General features: G+C 43.9%; 20 protein-coding genes. 16 read left to right on the top strand and 4 right to left on the bottom strand.

From position 1 onward, the window contains the following. Positions 1–50 precede the first annotated feature (50 nt). Entirely contained in the window at positions 51–1,067 is a 1,017-nt protein-coding gene (gene obgE, locus ABIB39_RS08715) for a GTPase ObgE (RefSeq protein ID WP_354429097.1), read from the top strand. 84 nt (positions 1,068–1,151) lie between these two features. On the opposite strand, the gene ABIB39_RS08720 is transcribed toward obgE, so the two are convergent. After that, positions 1,152–1,358, bottom strand: coding sequence for a hypothetical protein (locus ABIB39_RS08720; protein ID WP_354429099.1), 207 nt, complete (start codon positions 1,356–1,358; stop codon positions 1,152–1,154). Next, entirely contained in the window at positions 1,358–2,137 is a 780-nt protein-coding gene (locus tag ABIB39_RS08725) for a polysaccharide biosynthesis/export family protein (RefSeq protein WP_354429101.1), read from the bottom strand. The genes ABIB39_RS08720 and ABIB39_RS08725 overlap by 1 nt, the downstream gene beginning before the upstream one ends. A gap of 90 nt (positions 2,138–2,227) precedes the next feature. Here ABIB39_RS08725 and ABIB39_RS08730 point away from each other — a divergent pair, with 90 nt between their 5' ends. The 10 genes from ABIB39_RS08730 (at position 2,228) to ABIB39_RS08775 (ending at position 12,135) form a co-directional block, all read left to right on the top strand. Continuing rightward, complete coding sequence (locus tag ABIB39_RS08730; RefSeq protein ID WP_354429103.1) at positions 2,228–2,974, top strand: glycosyltransferase family 2 protein; 747 nt, start codon at positions 2,228–2,230, stop codon at positions 2,972–2,974. A 55-nt stretch (positions 2,975–3,029) separates the two neighbouring features. Next, a complete protein-coding gene (locus ABIB39_RS08735; RefSeq protein WP_354429105.1) occupies positions 3,030–4,133 on the top strand; it encodes an MraY family glycosyltransferase in 1,104 nt (367 codons plus the stop codon). A gap of 54 nt (positions 4,134–4,187) precedes the next feature. After that, positions 4,188–5,186 (top strand): type I glyceraldehyde-3-phosphate dehydrogenase, encoded by a 999-nt coding sequence (gene gap, locus ABIB39_RS08740; protein ID WP_354429107.1) that lies wholly within the window; start codon positions 4,188–4,190, stop codon positions 5,184–5,186. Beyond that, a complete protein-coding gene (locus ABIB39_RS08745) occupies positions 5,183–5,617 on the top strand; it encodes a GNAT family N-acetyltransferase (protein ID WP_354429109.1) in 435 nt (144 codons plus the stop codon). The genes gap and ABIB39_RS08745 overlap by 4 nt, the downstream gene beginning before the upstream one ends. A 96-nt stretch (positions 5,618–5,713) precedes the next feature. Further along, the gene (locus ABIB39_RS08750) at positions 5,714–6,907 is read left to right on the top strand and encodes a phosphoglycerate kinase (RefSeq protein WP_354429111.1); all 1,194 of its coding nucleotides are present in this window, start codon (positions 5,714–5,716) and stop codon (positions 6,905–6,907) included. 77 nt (positions 6,908–6,984) lie between these two features. Continuing rightward, positions 6,985–7,452, top strand: coding sequence for a DUF2314 domain-containing protein (locus tag ABIB39_RS08755; RefSeq protein WP_354429113.1), 468 nt, complete (start codon positions 6,985–6,987; stop codon positions 7,450–7,452). 87 nt (positions 7,453–7,539) lie between these two features. Beyond that, positions 7,540–9,393 carry a CocE/NonD family hydrolase gene (locus ABIB39_RS08760; protein ID WP_354429114.1) on the top strand — a complete coding sequence of 618 codons (1,854 nt, stop codon included), beginning with the start codon at positions 7,540–7,542 and terminating at the stop codon, positions 9,391–9,393. A gap of 223 nt (positions 9,394–9,616) precedes the next feature. Continuing rightward, positions 9,617–10,033 (top strand): VOC family protein, encoded by a 417-nt coding sequence (locus ABIB39_RS08765; protein ID WP_354429116.1) that lies wholly within the window; start codon positions 9,617–9,619, stop codon positions 10,031–10,033. Positions 10,034–10,095: 62 nt separating this feature from the next. Beyond that, positions 10,096–10,518 carry a hypothetical protein gene (locus tag ABIB39_RS08770; RefSeq protein WP_354429117.1) on the top strand — a complete coding sequence of 141 codons (423 nt, stop codon included), beginning with the start codon at positions 10,096–10,098 and terminating at the stop codon, positions 10,516–10,518. A gap of 96 nt (positions 10,519–10,614) precedes the next feature. Continuing rightward, positions 10,615–12,135 (top strand): glycoside hydrolase family 32 protein, encoded by a 1,521-nt coding sequence (locus tag ABIB39_RS08775; protein ID WP_354429119.1) that lies wholly within the window; start codon positions 10,615–10,617, stop codon positions 12,133–12,135. Positions 12,136–12,138: 3 nt separating this feature from the next. Here ABIB39_RS08775 and ABIB39_RS08780 read toward each other — a convergent pair whose 3' ends face one another. After that, positions 12,139–13,245: a toxin-antitoxin system YwqK family antitoxin gene (locus tag ABIB39_RS08780; protein WP_354429120.1), complete on the bottom strand. Its 1,107-nt coding sequence runs from the start codon at positions 13,243–13,245 to the stop codon at positions 12,139–12,141. 63 nt (positions 13,246–13,308) lie between these two features. Next, positions 13,309–14,133: a formyltetrahydrofolate deformylase gene (gene purU / locus ABIB39_RS08785; protein WP_354429122.1), complete on the bottom strand. Its 825-nt coding sequence runs from the start codon at positions 14,131–14,133 to the stop codon at positions 13,309–13,311. 157 nt (positions 14,134–14,290) lie between these two features. Here purU and mraZ point away from each other — a divergent pair, with 157 nt between their 5' ends. The 5 genes from mraZ to ABIB39_RS08810 are packed head-to-tail and all read left to right on the top strand — an operon-like array spanning position 14,291 to position 19,604. Beyond that, positions 14,291–14,755, top strand: a complete 465-nt coding sequence (gene mraZ / locus ABIB39_RS08790; protein ID WP_354429124.1) for a division/cell wall cluster transcriptional repressor MraZ — start codon at positions 14,291–14,293, stop codon at positions 14,753–14,755. Next, the gene (gene rsmH / locus ABIB39_RS08795; protein ID WP_354429126.1) at positions 14,748–15,650 is read left to right on the top strand and encodes a 16S rRNA (cytosine(1402)-N(4))-methyltransferase RsmH; all 903 of its coding nucleotides are present in this window, start codon (positions 14,748–14,750) and stop codon (positions 15,648–15,650) included. Before mraZ ends, rsmH begins: the two co-directional genes overlap by 8 nt. Beyond that, complete coding sequence (locus ABIB39_RS08800; RefSeq protein WP_354429128.1) at positions 15,647–16,060, top strand: FtsL-like putative cell division protein; 414 nt, start codon at positions 15,647–15,649, stop codon at positions 16,058–16,060. The genes rsmH and ABIB39_RS08800 overlap by 4 nt, the downstream gene beginning before the upstream one ends. Then, a complete protein-coding gene (locus ABIB39_RS08805) occupies positions 16,057–18,147 on the top strand; it encodes a PASTA domain-containing penicillin-binding protein (RefSeq protein ID WP_354429130.1) in 2,091 nt (696 codons plus the stop codon). Before ABIB39_RS08800 ends, ABIB39_RS08805 begins: the two co-directional genes overlap by 4 nt. After that, positions 18,144–19,604, top strand: a complete 1,461-nt coding sequence (locus tag ABIB39_RS08810; protein WP_354429131.1) for a UDP-N-acetylmuramoyl-L-alanyl-D-glutamate--2,6-diaminopimelate ligase — start codon at positions 18,144–18,146, stop codon at positions 19,602–19,604. The genes ABIB39_RS08805 and ABIB39_RS08810 overlap by 4 nt, the downstream gene beginning before the upstream one ends. Positions 19,605–19,687: the final 83 nt, after the last annotated feature.

A 19,687-nucleotide genomic window follows, 5' to 3' on the forward strand; every position in this document is an offset into this window, starting at 1 on the left:
ATCTTTCGGACTTTCCGTCTAAATAACTTTCTACTTTAAAACGCAATACTATGTCTCAGGGCTCAAATTTTGTAGATTACGTAAAAATATGCTGCCGTTCGGGACATGGTGGCCCGGGGTCGTCGCACCTGCACCGCGATATTTTAACATCAAAAGGTGGCCCGGATGGTGGCGACGGTGGCCGCGGCGGGCACGTTATTGTAAAAGGTAACGCCCAATTGTGGACGCTGCTTCACCTTAAATTCCGAAAGCACGTAATTGCAGGCGATGGTGACTCTGGTGGTAGTTCACTCCGGTCGGGTAAAACCGGACGCGACGAGATATTGGAAGTGCCGCTTGGAACCATTGCAAAAAATGCAGAAACAGGCGAAGTGATCTTTGAGATAAGCGCCGATGGCGAAACTCAAATTCTATCAAAAGGTGGCCGTGGCGGCCAGGGTAACTGGCACTTTAAAACGGCTACACAGCAAACCCCACGCTATTCGCAACCAGGTGAGGATGGCCAGGAAGACTGGAATATCCTTGAATTGAAATTACTGGCCGATGTTGGTTTGGTGGGTTTTCCTAACGCGGGTAAATCAACTTTACTTTCGGTAGTATCTGCAGCTAAGCCGGAGATAGCTGATTACGCCTTTACAACGCTTGTGCCTAATTTGGGTATCGTTGGCTATCGCGATAACAGATCGTTTGTTATGGCCGATATTCCGGGTATCATAGAGGGTGCGTCGCAGGGCAAAGGGTTGGGGATCCGGTTCCTGCGACACATCGAGCGTAACTCGGTGCTGCTATTTATGATCCCGGCCGATACCAACCGCACCATTAAAGAAGAATACGACATCCTGCTGAGGGAATTGAACGAGTACAACCCCGAACTGATGCACAAGCCACGGGTATTAGCCATAACCAAATCTGATATGCTTGATACTGAGTTACAGGAAGAGATGGACAAGGAAGTGCCTAAAGATATCCCCTACGTGTTTATATCCTCGGTTGCCCAAAAGAATATAACCGAACTGAAGGACTTACTTTGGAAAGAGATAAACAAAGACGTTATCGCGCCTCAGTAGCGAAATAAAGTACATAGTTATCGCTTAGTTCTTTAAGCGAAAAGCCCTTGTACCCCGGGAAGGATTTTAGAATAACAGATGCCCTTATACCCACATATTTTCCTCCAATTTTAACGTTCCGGATGTAGCATACGTTTTTGGCGTGTACCACAGGTACACATACGACCCCAGCATAAACAGGATAAGAGATCCCACTATCCAATACCAGCGGCTTACCAGTATTTTAGCTATTTTAAAATAGTCAACCTCTTGGTTGGGTAATTTTTTGACAATTTTATCCGATTCCTCCATTACTGCCTGCTAAGGGTAAAAATTATCAGTGCCGTGTTTAAAAATAGTAAAGCCGGTTGTACCCAGGTATTAAAGCTTTGCAAGTTTTCGCTACGTATAGCGCGTTTGTTTTGTGCAACGTAAATAATATCGCCGTTTTGCAACAAGGTCCTCGGGTCCGATAGCGAATTGATGTTGCTCAGATCAATCTCAGTTACTTTGCGGTCTTTATCTTTGCCCCGTATTATTTTGATGGTTTTTTCATTGGCAGCAGGCGTTAAACCCCCTGCCTGCCCAAGCATTTCAACCAAAGTAGTATTGTCTTTTATAATAGGGAAGTTGCCGGGCGCTTTCACCTCGCCCAATAAGGTAACTTTTAAATTAATAACCTTTAATTCGATAATAGGATCTTTTAAAAGGTTTTTACGATAAAGGTCCTCTATAAGTTTTGTGGCTTGCGTGCGTGTTAAACCGGCAACCTGTACATGCCCAATTACAGGTAGTGCTACAGTACCGTCTTCTTCTACCTGGTAGGTTTGGCCCTGCCCGGCCACACTGCCGGCAGAAGATCCGTTAGCCATTACGGGTAATTCATCAACAATGTACTTGATGTTTTGCAGGTTTCTTATCTGCAAAACATCCTGCGGTTGTATATGGTAGCTAACCGTAGCCATGGGCTGTTGTGTAGCGGTATCAGCAATTGATGCCTTTTTTTCGAAAAGTATCTGGTTTTGTTTGTAAGAGCACGAACTACCCAAAATAACAATACCAACAAAATAAATTATGTATAAAGCACGCATATAAAATAATTACCGCTTAATGTTACTAATAATTATGCAGCGATTTCAAAATTACATAATTTGCACCATAAATAAACGTATTTTTCCGCAGTGCATGACCTTAAAATATCAGTAATAACTGTTTCCTGTAACGCTCAGGATACTATTGAGCAATCTATCCGGTCGGTAATAAGTCAAGACTACAGGAATATAGAGTATATAATAATAGATGGCAACTCGGCAGATGGCACGGTTTCAATAGCAAAAAAATATCGCGAAAACATCCATGTCCTATTGTCCGAACCTGATAAAGGCATATATGATGCCATGAATAAGGGTATAGCTTTAGCCACGGGCGATGTTGTAGGCATATTAAATGCCGACGATTTTTTTAAAGATGAATACGTTTTAACTGTAGTTGCCCAAGCCTTTGAAAACAATAAACCCGATATTGTTTATGGCGACCTAAATTACATAAAATCAGATGGATCCATCAGCCGTAAATGGGTGAGCGGCGAATATAAAAAAGGGATGTTTAATTATGGCTGGATGCCCCCGCATCCAACGTTTTATTGCAAGCGTGAATTGTTTAAAAAATTTGGCGGCTATGGTCTTGAATATGGTACCGCTGCAGACTATGAATTGATGCTGAGATATATCCACCGAAACCTTTTATCAGTGTATTACGTAAAACAGGTATTGGTGGAAATGAGTGTAGGTGGAGTAAGTAACCGCAGCATCAAAAACCGTATCAGATCTCTATTTTTTGATATGAAAGCGATGTATAAAAATAAGATATTCTTTCCACCTATAACACTGATATTAAAGCCATTAAGAAAATTAAGGCAATTTTTTTAATTGTGGATATAATTGATACATTTACCGCATATAATTGCCCCTAACATTATATAAAATGCCCGAATATTTAAACACGTATTATTTTATATATTATTTGTTAATGGTAACGTTCTCAGTTTTGATAACGCTACTTTCCATCCCCTCAATTTTACACGTAGCGCGCACCCGGCATTTATATGATGATGTTGGCCATTTTCGCAAACAGCATGACCACGGCATACCACGATTAGGTGGCGTAGCTATATTTGTAAGCTTTACCATTACGCTGCTATTGTTCAGCATAATTGATAAAACCATACCGGTTAGTTATTTGCTTACGGCCAGTATCGTATTGTTTATTATGGGGTTGAAGGATGATCTTTCGGGCGTAAACTCAAGTACTAAATTTTTAATACAGTTCATTGTAGCTACTATACTGGTTATTTTGGGTGATATCCGCTTTACCAGCATGTACGGTATGTTTGGTTTAAACGATATCCCTTACGTAGCAAGCGCGATATTTTCTATCCTGTTTATTATCCTTATTATCAATGCCTTTAATTTAATTGATGGTATTGATGGGTTGGCGGCTACCACCTGTATCATTGTGAATGGTGCTTTCTCTATCCTGTTCATCTCCATGAAACATTACGAACTGGCAGCCGTATCATTAACAATAGTAGGTGCGGTATTTGGATTTTTACGCTTTAATTTAACCCCCGCCAAAATATTTATGGGCGATGCAGGCTCATTGCTTATTGGGCTTATATCGGCAATTATGGCTGTTAAGTTTATTGAGCTTAATAAAGTCACATCTGTTAATGCCCCGTCAATTATATCGGCACCGGCGTTAACTTTTGCCATATTAATGGGGCCAATATTTGACACGCTTAGGGTATTTACACTACGAATTATACAAGGTAAATCGCCTTTCACGGCAGATCGTAACCACATACACCACCGTATATTAAGATTAGGCTATACCCACATGCAAACCACTTTAATGTTAGGCGGTATAAACATCCTGCTTATTATTATGGTGCTTGCCTTTGCAAACCTGGGTAACTTTATGCTAATAGTGCTTATATTTTTGGCATCTATGCTGTTTAACTGGGCCGTTACATTCTTCCTGCGTACAAAAGAGCGCGAGAGTTTTTCGTTGCGTAACCTATTCGTGTAGTATTAAACACCCTGTTTTATTTTATTAGTTTTGCATCCTTAATTTTTATATAAAATGAGGATCGCTATAAACGGTTTTGGCCGTATAGGCCGTATATTTCTACGAACCATTCTTGCAAAGCCCGGTATACAGGTTGTGGCTATAAACGACCAGGCCGATACCGCTACACTGGCCCACCTTTTTAAATATGATTCGGTTCACCGTGGCTTTAAGGGCACGGTAACTAACGATGCTGCTAACCTGTATGTGAATGGTATTGCTATAAAAGTTTACCAGCAAGCCGACCCTGCTTTGCTGCCCTGGAAGGAACTTAAGATTGACCTGGTTATAGAAGCTACCGGCAAATTCATCACCGAAGCAGGTGCCTCCAAACACCTTACGGCAGGGGCGAAGCAAGTTATTATATCTGCCCCGGCGGGCGATAAAAGCATCCCTACCGTTGTACTTGCCGTTAATGATGGTACGGTAGACCTACGGTCGCCCATATTGTCCAACGCATCATGTACTACCAACAACGTGGCCGCCATGGTTAAGATACTTGACGACAACTGGCACATAAAAGATGGCTACATTACCACCGTGCACTCCATGACCGGCGACCAAAACCTGCACGACGCGCCTCATAAAGATCTGCGCCGGGCAAGGGCGGCATCGGCATCTATCATACCCACTACAACAGGCGCGGCAAAAGCTATAACTAATATATTCCCGCACCTGGAAGGCCGCTTAGGCGGAGCAGGCATCCGTGTACCAGTGCTTAACGGCTCGTTAACAGATTTTACCTGCAGCCTCGAAAAAATGCCGACGGTTGACGAGATTAACGCAGCCTTTAAAGCAGCTGCCGATGGGCCCATGAAAAACGTGTTGGAATACACCGAAGACCCTATTGTATCTACAGATATATTAGACAACCCGCATAGCTGCATATTTGACGCGCAGCTTACCTCTATAGTAGGTGGGCTTGTAAAAGTAGTTGGCTGGTACGATAACGAGATGGGCTATAGCAGCCGCCTTGCCGATCTGGTTGAAGAAATAAGCCAGTTACCCGCATGATAAAGTTTATCACCGCCAACGATGTATTGCCTTTACGTAACGAGGTTTTACGTGAAAGTAAGCTAACGCTTGATGAATGCCGTTTCCCAAACGATGATGCCGAAGGGGCTTTCCATTTAGGTTATTATAAAGGTAATGAGCTGGCCTGCATCGCATCTTTCCACCCATTGGGGTATGACGGTTTCGAGGGTAAAGCCTACCAGCTACGCGGTATGGCTACTGCCGAAAATTACCGCGGTAAAGGCTTCGGTAACATGCTGGTAAACTTTGCTATTACCTACCTGCGCGGGCAAAAGGTAAACTACATTTGGTGCAACGCCCGTAAGAAGGCTATCCAGTTTTATCTGGGTGTTGGTTTCGAGATCATCTCGCCCGAGTTTGAGGTGACCGGCATTGGCCCGCATCATGTAATGTATGTTAAGATACAATGAAGTTTTAAGCAAAAGCAAACACCTTTTTAACTTTTGCGTTGGTGATTAAAATAAAATTGCCCATTTTGGCACCGTTTGTAAATTATATAACATCATATGAAGACAGTAGATCAGATCAGTTTTAACGGTAAACGTGCGCTTATCCGTGTAGATTTTAATGTCCCTTTGGATAAAGATTTCAATATTACCGATGATAACCGTATGACCGCGGCTTTGCCTACCATTAAAAAGATCTTAAAAGATGGCGGTGCCGTTATTTTGATGTCGCACTTAGGCCGCCCCAAAAATGGCCCGACCGATGAGTTTAGCTTAAAACACATAGTACCACACCTGGCCGACCTTTTAGGCCAGCAGGTAGAGTTTGCTGATGATTGCATTGGCGAAGACGCTATAAAAAAATCTAAAGAGCTTGAAAAAGGCGAGGTGCTATTATTAGAGAACCTTCGTTTTTATAAAGAAGAAGAAAAAGGCGATAAAGATTTTGCCGAAAAACTTTCAAAATTGGGCGATGTATATGTAAACGATGCCTTTGGTACCGCCCACCGTGCACACGCTTCAACAGCTGTTATAGCACAGTTTTTCCCGGATGCAAAAGTATTTGGGTACCTGATGGCTGCAGAATTAAATAACGCAGAGAAAATATTGAATGGCGCTGCAAAACCTTTCACCGCCATCATGGGTGGCTCTAAGGTGTCTGACAAAATAGAACTGATCGAAAAGCTTTTAGATAAAGTTGATAACCTGATCATCGGTGGTGGTATGGCCTATACATTTGCCAAGGCAGATGGCGGTACTATCGGTACATCATTGGTTGAGGCCGATAAACTTGAACTTGCACTTAGCCTGGTTAAAAAAGCAAAAGAGAAAGGTGTTAACCTGCTATTACCGGTTGATAATGTTATTGCCGATAAATTTGGTAATGATGCCAATACTGATATTGCTAAAACCGGCGAGATCCCTGATAACTGGATTGGCTTAGACATTGGCCCTGAAACGGTTAAGATCTTCAGCAAAGTGGTTGAAGAATCAAAAACCATCCTTTGGAACGGCCCGATGGGCGTGTTCGAGATGGAGAAGTTTTTGGTGGGCACCAAAGCCGTTGCAGAAGCTGTTGCCAAAGCAACCGATAACGGTGCATTCTCACTGATAGGTGGTGGCGACTCTGCCGCCGCAGTTGCCAAATTTGATATGACAAAAGACGTTAGCTACGTATCTACAGGCGGCGGTGCTTTGCTCGAGTATATGGAAGGCAAAGAGTTGCCGGGGGTAAAAGCTATAAACGAAGACTAATACAATTAGGATATAATAAAAGGCAACCGTGCAAATGGTTGCCTTTTTCTTTTTAATACATTATTAAATCTATCATCATGATAAAAAATTGGTTAAAAGTATCAGCTCTTGCACTTGTATTATTCAGCGCTTGTAAGGATAGGAAAGCGGACAAGGTGGCCGATAATAAGGTTGCGGTTGTCGACCTTAAAAACGACGATAAAAAGATCCGGGCCTTCAAAGATACTGCACAGGCAAAAATGAACATCTTTTTAGATAGCCTAAAGCCACATGCGTTGGATAGTAATTACCGTTTTCTGGTGAAATCGCCGTTCTTAGACGGGAAAGAAAACGAGCATATGTGGAGTGTAGTTTATAAATATGCCGATGGTAAGTTCACCGGTATTTTTGCCGACTCGGCCATTTACATTAAAAATGTGAAAATGGGCGACCATGTACTCATCAATAAAAACGATGTAGAGGATTGGGCCATTTACGATTACAAGCACAATACCGATATGGGCAATTTCTCTGACAAGTACATGCGCAGTCAACAGGCTAAGTAACCTTTAGTAACGATTTTGTTGAAGGCGCTGTTTTATCAGCGCCTTTTTTGTTTTATTCACTACTTTTAAAGCATCAACATATATACGATGAAAAGAACTTTCCTTTTAGCTTTCTCCTTTATCCTTTTCGCTGTAAGCACCTTCGCGCAAAGCGATGCCGCTTATATTAAAGAGAACTATACCAAGTTTGAATACCAGGTGCCGATGCGCGATGGCAAAAAGCTGTTTACATCGGTTTATGTACCAAAAGACCAAAGCAAGAAATACCCCATCATGATGGATCGCACCTGTTATAGTGTTGGCCCGTATGGTACTGATAAATATAAGGGCGGCCTTGGCCCTTCGAGCCAGTTTGTGCACGATGGTTACATATTTGTTTACCAGGATGTGCGGGGCCGCTGGATGAGTGAGGGTATCTACGAGGAGATGACGCCCGAGCTGGAAGTCCACAAAACTAATAAGGATGTTGATGAGGGTACCGATACTTACGATACCATTGACTGGCTGATCAAAAACCTGCCTAATAACAATGGTAAGGTAGGGGTGTGGGGTATCTCATATCCGGGCTTTTATACTACCACGGCTTTATTGAGCCGCCACCCTGCGCTGGTAGCAGCATCGCCGCAAGCACCAATTGCCGACTTATACCGCGATGATGCATTCCACAATGGCGCGTTTATGCTGGTAGCTAATTTTGGCTTTTACCCGGGCTTTACCAACAGGCAGGATGATAAACCAACCCAGCGCCGTGCCAAAGGATTTAACCCCGGCACAGAAGATGGCTACAAATTCTTTTTGGATATGGGCAGCATGCGCAACTCCAATGTAAAGTATTATAAAGATACTATCCGCCTGTGGAACGAAATGATGGATCACCCCAATTACGACCAGCATTGGAAAGACCGGAATGTATTAACCCACCTGCACGATATTAAAACCGCGGTACTGGTTACCGGCGGCTGGTACGATGCCGAGGATTTATACGGTGCCATCAACACCTATAAAGTATTAGCTAAAAAGAACCCGACCACCCCTGTTTACTTTGCCATGGGCCCTTGGGTACATGGCGGCTGGGCACGCGGCGCGGGCGACCACCTGGGCGATGTGGGCTTTGGCGAAACTGGTCCGTTTTACAGGGAGAAGATAGAGTTCGCGTTTTTTAGCCATTACCTGAAAGGCACGCCGCTTGACATTGCCAAGGTAAACACATTTGAAACCGGTGTAAACCAATGGAAAACTTACAAGGCATGGCCGCCGGTTGAGGCACAGGAGAAAAATCTTTACTTATTGCCGGGCGGTAAACTATCTTTCGCCGCGCCAACCACCACTAAAAACGACTTTAAAGAATTTGTTTCAGACCCAACGAATCCGGTGCCTTTTATAGATGGTATCGACTTTGATATGAAACGCGAATACATGACTGCCGACCAGCGCTTTGCTGAGAAACGCCCTGACGTGCTTACTTATAAAACCGAGGTATTGGATAAAGATATCACCATTGCAGGCAACATCTGGGCGAACCTAAAGGTGAGCACCACCGGTACCGATGCCGACTGGATAGTAAAAGTTTTAGATGTTTACCCTGATACCGCAAGTGCCGGTAAATTTACAGGTAAGGATGTACAGATGCCCGGCTACGAGCAAATGGTACGCAGCGAGGCCATGCGTGGCAAGTACCGCAACAGCTTTAGCAAACCGGAGCCATTTGTGCTCGGCAAAGTTACCCCGGTAAACTTCGAGCTGCAGGATGTGCTGCATACCTTTAAAAAAGGCCACCGCATAATGGTACAGATCCAAAGCACCTGGTTCCCGCTGATAGACAGGAACACCCAGCAGTTTCAGGATATCATGAAAGCCAAGGATACCGACTTTAAAAAAGCAACCCACAAGGTATATAGTTCAAAAGCGAATCCAAGTTATTTAAAGGTTAGGGTGTTGTAGGATGAAGCCTCTTGAAGTGATAAGAATCGCTTTGATAATTATTGCTGCGCTTGCAGTATTCTTGTTGGCTGTGTATAATGGAAGCGGACATATTACACCGCTGAAGACAAATTTGATATTTATAATTATAGCTTTATTAGCATTATTGTTAGTGTTAATGATAAATTCAATACAGAGAAAAGCGGGATAATCCGTTGTGCCGAAAAATCGTTTAATCATCCCCATGCAGTCCACTATCAACATCACCGCCATCCAGCATATCGGCATCCCGGCAACGGATCTTGCCGCTTCACAAACGTTTTATGAGCGGCTTGGCTTTGCCAACGTAATGAAGGCTGGGTTTACAGATGGCGGCAAACCCGGCACTTGTGTAATGATGCAGCGTGACCAGATGGTGATAGAACTTTACCAGCTACCCGAGCCGGGATTATCAGAGATCCGCACACGTGGTAACGGGCATATAGATCATGTGGCATTCAACGTGCCGGATATTGATGAGGCTTTTACCACTGCCAAACAAGCTGGCTTTAACATCATCGAACCCGAACCTGTCTTTCTGCAATTTTGGGCTAATGGCTGCAAGTATTTCAACATTACCGGGCCCGAAGGCGAACGCTTAGAATTTAACCAAATCCTGTAAAATTTCTTCTCTTCTGTAGCATTCAATATGCGCTATACGTAATAGTTACAAACCAAACCATTATGTATAAGAAATTACTTTTAGTATTGATGCTGGCTATCCCGTTTACAGCTTGTAAAAAAAACGACAACAAATCGGCCTGTGGTACGCAAATCTGTACGGCAGTTTTTAGCGTCGTTACTTTTTCATTTACTGATGCAACTGGTAAACCAACAGAAATTAAAGATGTATCGGTAATAAACGTGCGTACGGCCAAAGCAGTGCCGGCTACATCCTACGCGGCCATTGTAAATATGGTGCCCGGTGCAATAATTATTGCTACAGATGAAACCAAAAGCGCTTTTTCTGTGGAGGGTGATGACATCCGTATTACCGCTACGAGCGTAGCAACCGGCAAAACAAAGCAGATTACCATTAAAGTATCGGGAGGTTGCAATTGCCATATTGCCAGGGTATCCGGCGCCGAAACCGTGAAGTTCGACTAACAATATCATACTATCCTTGTTACAATTCAGTTTATAGTGTTTAGTTTAGTACACCAATGTATTAGCTGATTATACCCAAATTGAATTGTAATATCTATGGATATCAAGAGAAGCTTATTTATAGGGTGCTTTATCTTAACGGCAATAGCATCGCAGGCACAAAAAACTGCAACTAAACTATACCACGAACAATACCGTCTGCAGGCTCATTTTTCGCCCCGTGAAAAGTGGACTAACGACCCTAACGGAATGGTGTACTATAAAGGCACCTACCACTTGTTTTTTCAGTACTACCCAAAAGCTACAGTTTGGGGGCCAATGCACTGGGGGCACGCGGTAAGTAAAGATATGATCCACTGGAAACAGCTACCTATCGCCTTATATCCCGATAAGTTGGGTTACATCTTTAGCGGCAGCGTAGTGGTGGATGAAAATAACACTTCCGGCTTAGGCACAAAGCATAAACCCGCCATGGTAGCCATATTTACCCATCACGATCCAAAAGGGGAGAAGGCTGGCTCATCCGTATTTCAAAAACAAAGCCTGGCCTACAGCCTTGATGAAGGCACCACCTGGACAAAGTACACGGGCAACCCCGTGCTTAAAAACCCCGGTATAAAAGATTTCCGCGACCCCAAAGTATTTTGGTACGCTAAGGATAAAAAATGGGTGATGAGTTTGGCTACCAAGGATAGGATAACCTTTTATTCATCACCAAACTTAAAGGACTGGAAAAAAGAGAGCGATTTTGGGCAGTTGCTCGGCGCCCACGGCGGTGTTTGGGAATGCCCCGATCTTTTTCCGCTAAAACTAAACGGTAAAGAATATTGGGTATTGCTGGTAAGCATCAACCCCGGCGGGCCTAATAAAGGCTCGGCAACGCAATATTTTGTGGGGCATTTTGATGGGAAGACTTTTACCCCAAGCAGCACCCAAACCAAATGGATAGATTATGGGCCAGATGATTACGCGGGTGTAACCTTTGGCAATACCGGCAACCGCAAAGTGTTTTTAGGCTGGATGGGTAACTGGCTTTATGCTAACCAGGTGCCAACTGTAAAATGGCGCAACGCCATGACCATACCGCGCGAATTATCGTTAAAGCTAACCGCGGGTGATATCTTCCTTACGTCTAACCCGGTTGGTGAACTGGATAAGACAGTAAGCAAAACCATTAAGGTTAATGCGCAACTGTTGGCTAAGGATAACAACATCTTCTCTGTCATCAAACAAAAGCCAACGCAATACCTGCTTAAATTTACTACCGAGGCTGTGAAAGATTATTCGGTAGTGCTATCTAACATTGCCGGCGAAACGCTGATAGTTGGCTACGATGCTAAAAACAGCCGTTATTATATCGACCGTAAAAAAGCTGGGCGGAACGCATTTAACAACCAATTTGCAACGATAAGTTATGTGCCACGTATTTCGCTGTCACCAACCTCAAGTTTCGAATTGCTTGTCGATGTATCATCTGTTGAGTTGTTTGCAGATGGTGGGTTAAGTAACATAACGGGCGTTTACTTCCCTAAAAAGCCATACACGCGCTTAAGTATTGTAAACAACGGTATGGAGATAGAGCACCTGCAGATACAGCCGTTGAAATCTATCTGGTAAACTTTATTGTTTAATTGGTAAAAACCGATAGCTAAACCTGTACATGCCATTTTGGAACTGAAGCGAAATGGAAAAACCTTCTGCAACAGGTTTGCCATCTATTGTAGCCGGTTTTAGCCTTGGCAGTGTACGCAATTTGTTCATCAAGTTTTGCGATATGTTTATATTAAAAGGGTTTATAGCTTTTAGTTTTGCAAGGTTACCGGTTTCGCTTACTTCTCCTTCAATGGTTAACTGCTCATTATACGATTTTAGGTCGATGGTATTAAGATAAGCGCTTAACGCCTCACCAATGCGCTCCGAAAAAGAGTTGATGCCTCCCGAATAGCTTCCATTAATAACCTTTTTTTGTTTTGTAAAATCACATCCAAACTGCGAGAAACTGAGCCTTTCGGTACCTACAAATAAGAATATTGTTGGCGATATTAATACCATACGTGGCCCATCGGTATATTCATTAAACGAAGTGTTACCTTTTTTGAAAGTCCCCAGGTTATAAACTTCGGAGGTGAAATCGGAGTCGTCGGCTGTTTTTTTAGATTTCCATTTGCCATCCGGGCGGCCGTTTAGCAGCTTGCCTTTCCAGTACATAAAGCCCATATCAGCACGGTAGGTGCCATTCCCATTGTCTACTGTTTTTTTGCCCTTATCATCCCATACATCAATAATTTTAATGTCGGCTCCGCTGGCATCAAAGGTCATTAATGGCTTGCCTGTGTTGTAAAAAACCTCCCACTTGCCTTCAAATTTATTGTGCTTAAAGCTACCCCTTGCCTGTGGCGTGCCATCCAAATAATTAATAACAAATGGCCCTTCTTTTAGTCCTTCGGCAGAATAAGTGCCCTGGGTTATGATCAGTTTGGGGTTATCGTGGCTTACATCTATAAACGGGCCTGTAAACTTGCGTTCCTGCATGTTAACGTGCGCGTAGCGAAACATCTGGCTGCAGCTCTCTTCAATTAAATTGAACTCGTCGTTTAAGCCCAGACGGATGCTGTCGCCCTTTATAAACTCGAGCCTGATATTTCTTTCAACAGGTTCAATTACTTCTTGTGCCAATGCATTAAAACAGCAAAGTGCTGCTATAAAGGTAATTAGGGTTAGTTTCATTGATAAGGTTATCGTACTGTTAAAGTACAATATTTCTTTTAATTTATTTAAAAGTAAAAGCACCTACTCCAACACCACCGTTTTATTCTTATATACAAATACCCTGTCGTCAAAAACCAGTTTAAGGGCTTTGGCTAAAACGGCGGTTTCTATTTCTTTGCCGGCTTTTACCATATCGGCCACGGTAAGGGAGTGGTTGGCGGGGATAATTTGCTGCGCGATGATGGGGCCTTCATCCAGTTCGTCGGTTACGTAATGGGCGGTAGCGCCTATCAGTTTTACACCGCGTTCGTATGCCTGGCGGTACGGGCTGGCACCTGCAAAGGCCGGTAAAAACGAGTGATGGATATTGATGATCTGCATAGGGAATTGGCTCACAAAACCATGCGATAATATGCGCATAAATTTGGCCAGAACCAGGTAGTCAAATTCGTATTTTTTGATGATGCCGGTAACGCTTTGTTCAAAGGCGTATTTGTCCCCGCCGGCGGCGACATAGTAAAAAGGCACGTCGAACCGGCGGCAAATATCCTGCAAGGTTTCGTGGTTACCTATCACGCATTGTATGCTGGCCCCCAGTGTGTTAAAATAATTGCGCACCAAAATATCTGCAAGGCAATGATATTCTTTGGTCACCAGTACAATTATCTTTTTTTGAGCGATGGGGTTTATTTTAATGAGCGAGCCGATGGGCAAAACTTCTTTCAAACTTTCTTCAAGCCCCTCATAGCCACCGGTTTTATCTACTTCCAGTCGCATAAAAAACAGGTTGGCGGTATTGTCTACATGCTCCTGCATGCTGGTAATGTTAAACTGTTTTTGGGCAAGCAGGCCGGATATGGCTGCAACCAGGCCTACGCGGTCGGTGCATTGGATAACGATGATCATGTTTTGGCTGATAAATACGATCTCAAAGCTATAATTATTAAGAACATAACATAGCCGAAAAGGCACCAAAAATGTTGAAAACTTTTGGTGGTAAAAAGTGGTATAAAGTGGTAAAAGTAATCTACTTTTACTTTACATATGTTGTCGACCGTATAGAATGTCCTATTTAACCGGAGAATTTAATTGTAAACTGGATGCCAAAGGGCGGATGATGATCCCTGCGGACCTTAAGAAACAGCTTCCAGAAGCTGAAAAAGAGGGTCTTGTGATCAATCGTGGCCTTGAGAACTATCTTGTTATTTACACTAAACGGGAATGGGACATTAAGCTTGGTGAACTGAGCAAACTTAACGAATACGACAGAAAAGCCATCCAATTTGTAAGATATTTTACCGCCGGCGCGCAAAATCTGCAGCCCGACGGTACCGGGAGGATCAACCTGCCAAAGAATTTATTGGATTACGCGGGCATTACCAACGAGGTTGTGCTAACCTGTATGCTTAACAAAGTAGAAGTTTGGGACAAGAAAGCGCATGAGAAGATGATAAGTGAAGAGCCTGAAAACTTTGCCGCATTGGCAGAGGAAGTAATGGCCAACAAGGGAAGGGGGCGCGATGAGTAATTATCATACCCCGGTTATGCTTGCCGAGTGCATCGAGGCGTTAAATATTAAACCAAACGGTACCTATGTTGATGTAACATTTGGTGGTGGCGGCCACTCGCGCGAGATTATGAAACACCTTGGCGAAGGCGGCCGTTTGTTGGGTTTTGACCAGGATGCCGATGCGCAGCAAAATAAAATAGATGATGACAGGTTCACTTTCATCGACCAAAACTTTAGATACCTGAAAAATTTTACCCGCCTGCACGATGCTATGCCGGTTGACGGAATCCTTGCAGATCTGGGCGTATCATCATATCAGTTTGACCAGGCCGAGCGTGGTTTTTCTACCCGTTTTGACGCGGAACTGGATATGCGCATGAACCAGGCGTCAGACCTGAGCGCTAAAGAGGTGGTTAATAACTACAGCGAGGCAGATCTGCACCGCATCTTCGGGATGTATGGCGAAGTGCAAAATGCAAAGTCGCTGGCCAAGACCATTGTAACCGCAAGGCTTAACGGGCCCATAGTTACCATAGCCGATCTGAAGAACGCGATAAGCAATATTACCCCGAGGGGGAAAGAAAATAAATACCTGGCGCAGGTTTTCCAGGGGTTAAGGATAGAGGTTAACCAGGAGCTGGAAGCCTTAAAAGATTTCCTGATGCAATCGGCAGATGTGCTGGCAACAGGGGGCAGGCTCGTAGTAATGTCTTACCACTCGCTGGAGGATAGGCTGGTGAAGAATTTCATCGCCAAAGGCAAATTTAGCGGTGAGGTAGAAAAGGATTTTTACGGAAATAACAACCGCCCGTTCGACGGGGTTAGTCGCGGGGCTATTGTAGCAACCGACGAAGAGATAGTATTAAATAATAGGGCACGCAGTGCAAAACTTAGGATAGCTGTAAAAAAATGACCAATCGTTTACGTACAGAAATTCAGGAAGAGGAATTAGAGGAGCAGAAGCTTATTGTGGAAGAGAAACCTGTAAAAAGGGAACTTCCGGACAACTTTTTCACCCAATTCCTAAAAAATGGGGTCATCACAACTGATGATGCTACCAGCGCTTTGCCCTTTGTTTTTTTTATAGCCTTTTTAGGGATGCTGTATATTGGTAACAGGCACCTGTCAGAAAACAACATCCGCGATATTGATAAAATAAGCAAAGAGGTAAAAGAGCTTAGCTGGGAATACAAAAGCACCAAAGCCGACCTTGCCTTTAAAAGTACTTTAACCGAAGTTGCAAAGCGTGCCGATACTTTGGGCATCAAGGAATCGACCGAGCCACCACAAAAAATAACTGTAAAGGAGGACGTACAGGAATGAGTATCAGAACCAATATACTGGTTAGGGTTTACCTTGCATTTGGGTTGATCCTGCTTTTTGCGGGGGCTGTGGTATTTCAGCTTTGCCGTGTACAGTTTGCGCAGGGTAAACGATGGAAAGACATGGCAAGGGCCATGTCTACCCGCGAGAAAACCATTGAGGCAACCAGGGGCAATATCTTCTCTAACGATGGTAGCCTGCTGGCAACATCGGTGCCCGAGTACGAATTGCACATGGATATGCTTGCCGGCGGTATCGAAAACGATAAGATATTTAATGAGAAGATAGATTCATTATCAATGAAGCTATCGAGTTATTTTGGCGATAAACCGGCACGTGAGTACACGAGGATCTTCCGCGATGCGCGTAAGGATAGTTCTCGCTACCAGTTGGTTAGGCGCAAGGTTACGTACCACCAATTGAAAGACATCCGCAAGTTCCCGATCTTTAATTTAGGTAAGTATAAAGGCGGGTTGATCGTAGTTTCGCAAAACAGGCGCATCTTCCCGTTCCGCTTTTTGGCCGAACGTACCATTGGATATAAAAACGCGAACGTGAAAAATGGCGTTGGCCTTGAAGGTGCTTACGCTGATTATATAAACGGCGAAAGCGGCAAGCGCCTTGAGCGCCGCATGGCAGGTGGTGTTTGGATGCCCATTAATGACGACGACGAGATTGCACCTAAAGAGGGCGCGGACATCATATCTACCATTGATGTAAACATGCAGGATTTTGTGCAGAACGCTTTGGAAAAGCAATTGATCTACACTAAGGCTGACCACGGCGCGGCCATTTTAATGGAAGTAGCCACGGGCGAGGTAAGGGCGGTTGCCAATTACTCGCGCATGCCGGATGGTAGTTTTAAAGAGAAATTTAATTATGCCATTGCAGGAAACCAGGATCCCGGTTCAACCTTTAAGCTGGCATCTTACATGGCCCTGTTAGAGGATAAAATGGTTGATACCAGCAAGATTGTACACACCGGTGAGTACCATATCCCCGGCCATACCATCAAAGATTCGCACGGGAGTATCGGTGATGTATCTGTAAAAAAAGCTTTTGAAAAATCATCAAACGCGGCGGTTGCTTACCTGGTGAATACAAGCTATAAAAACAACCCATCAAAATTTACCGATCACCTGTATGACTGGCACCTAAACGAGAAAATGGGTTTACAGATCCCCGGTGAAGCGCAGCCTGTTGTGAAAAACCCAAACAACCACAGCTGGAACAAGAACATGACCTTGCCACAAATGGCTTATGGGTATGAAATGCAGCTTACGCCATTAAAAATGCTCAGCTTTTATAATGCCGTTGCAAATAATGGCAAAATGGTATCACCGGTTTTTGTGAAAGAGATAAGGCGGTTAGGTAACACGGTAGAGCGTTTTCAAACCAAGGTTTTAAATGACAAGATCTGCTCGGACGTTACGCTGAAAAAAATGCAAGAAATGCTGGAAGGTGTTGTAATTGAGGGTAGCGGCAGAGAATACGTTTACAACCCACTATATAAAATAGCCGGTAAAACGGGTACCGCGCAGGTTGCAGATGCCAATAAAGGTTACAAGGCTAAAAAGCAATACCAATCGTCGTTTTGCGGGTACTTCCCGGCAGATAAACCAAAGTACTCGCTCATAGTAGTTATCAACGACCCTAAGAACGGATATTACGCAGCACAAGTTGCAGGCCCAGCGTTTAGAGAAATTGCAGATAAGGTTTATGCCAGCGATATGGACCTAAACCAGGCACCCGCGCATTTAATTGGGAATACATCGCTGCCTAAGTTTAAACAAGGCAACTTAAAAGCATTGAAAAAGGTGTACGCCAAGTTGGGTGTAAAACCATTGTATGCATCGGCCACGCCAACCGGGTTAGATACCAGCAGCGGCATAGCATCAGAAGATAATAAATATAAAACAGGCACAGTGCCAAATGTTACCGGCATGGGTTTGAGCGATGCGCTTTTTGCCTTGGGTAACGCAGGTTATAAAGTGGGTGTAAAGGGCAGCGGCGCGGTATCTATGCAATCGGTAACCGGGGGCAGCATTATACCTAAAGGTTCAAAAATAACGATAGAACTGCAATGAGATATTTAAGCGATATAATTGAGGGTGTAGCATTTACCGAATTACAAGGTAGTGCCGATGTGGAAATATCAGCCATAGTATTTGACTCGCGCCAGGTAACGCCGGGCTGCATGTTCGTGGCCGTTAAAGGCACCGCTGTAGATGGGCACGATTATATTGACCAGGCTATAAAAGATGGCGCTATCGTGATCATCTGCGAAGAACTGCCTGCCCATACTGCAACCGAGGTTGACTTTTTAATGGTGGCTAATTCTTCAAAAGCATTGGCAATTATAGCGGCAAACTTTTACGAGAACCCATCATCAAACTTAAAGCTGGTTGGTGTTACGGGCACCAATGGTAAAACCACTATCGCTACACTTTTATATAAACTGTTTATCGATATGGGCTATAAGTGTGGCCTGCTTTCAACGGTGGAGAACCAGGTGAATGGCCGCATTATACCATCAACCCACACCACGCCGGATCCTGTTGCTTTGAACAAGCTATTAAGCGATATGGTAGATGAAGGTTGCGATTACTGCTTTATGGAAGTAAGCTCGCACGCTATCTCACAGCACCGGATAGAGGGATTGAGCTTCTCGGGCGGGATCTTTTCGAACCTAACACACGATCATTTAGATTATCATAAAACTTTCGACCTGTACTTAAAGGCTAAAAAGACATTTTTTGATAACCTGCCAAAAAGCGCCTTCGCATTAACCAATGGCGATGATAAAAATGGCAATGTGATGCTGCAAAATACATCGGCACACAAAAAAACATACGGACTGAAGAGCATGGCCGATTATAAGGCCCGCATTATAGAGAACCAGTTTGGCGGCTTGCTGCTGAATATTGATGGTGACGAGGTTTGGTTTAAACTGGTAGGCACATTCAACGCCTACAACCTTTTGGCAGTATACTCGGCTGCGATGTTACTGGAGCAGGATAGATCAAAAGTTTTGATAAGCCTGAGCAAATTAACCGGTGCCGAAGGCAGGTTTGAATACATAGTAGCTCCAAACAAAATAATAGGCATTGTTGATTACGCCCACACGCCGGATGCGGTGCAGAATGTGTTGAGCACTATTCATGACATCCGCAAAGGGAGCGAAAAAGTAATAACCGTAATAGGCTGCGGCGGCGACAGGGATAAAACCAAGCGCCCTATAATGGCTAAGGTTGCGAGCGAATGGAGCGATAAGGTTATTCTGACATCAGATAACCCCCGCACCGAAGACCCCGCCCAGATCATTAAAGATATGGAAGCAGGGATAGACCCAGCCTTTAAACGCCACACGGTAAGCATAGCCGACAGGCGCGAGGCCATTAAAACCGCCTGCATGTTTGCGCAGCCGGGTGATATTATTTTGCTTGCGGGCAAAGGCCACGAAAAGTACCAGGAAATAAATGGCGTGAAAAACCATTTCGACGATATGGAAGAATTACAGGAACAATTTAAACAACTGAATTAAGTAAATGTGCAGATGCGTGGATATGCAGATGTGCAAATGAATTAAATACTAATAATTAAATAATAAAAGAATGATCTGCACAT

The organism is Mucilaginibacter sp. UYP27 (assembly GCF_040547175.1).
In the GTDB taxonomy this organism is placed as follows: Bacteria; Bacteroidota; Bacteroidia; order Sphingobacteriales; family Sphingobacteriaceae; genus Mucilaginibacter.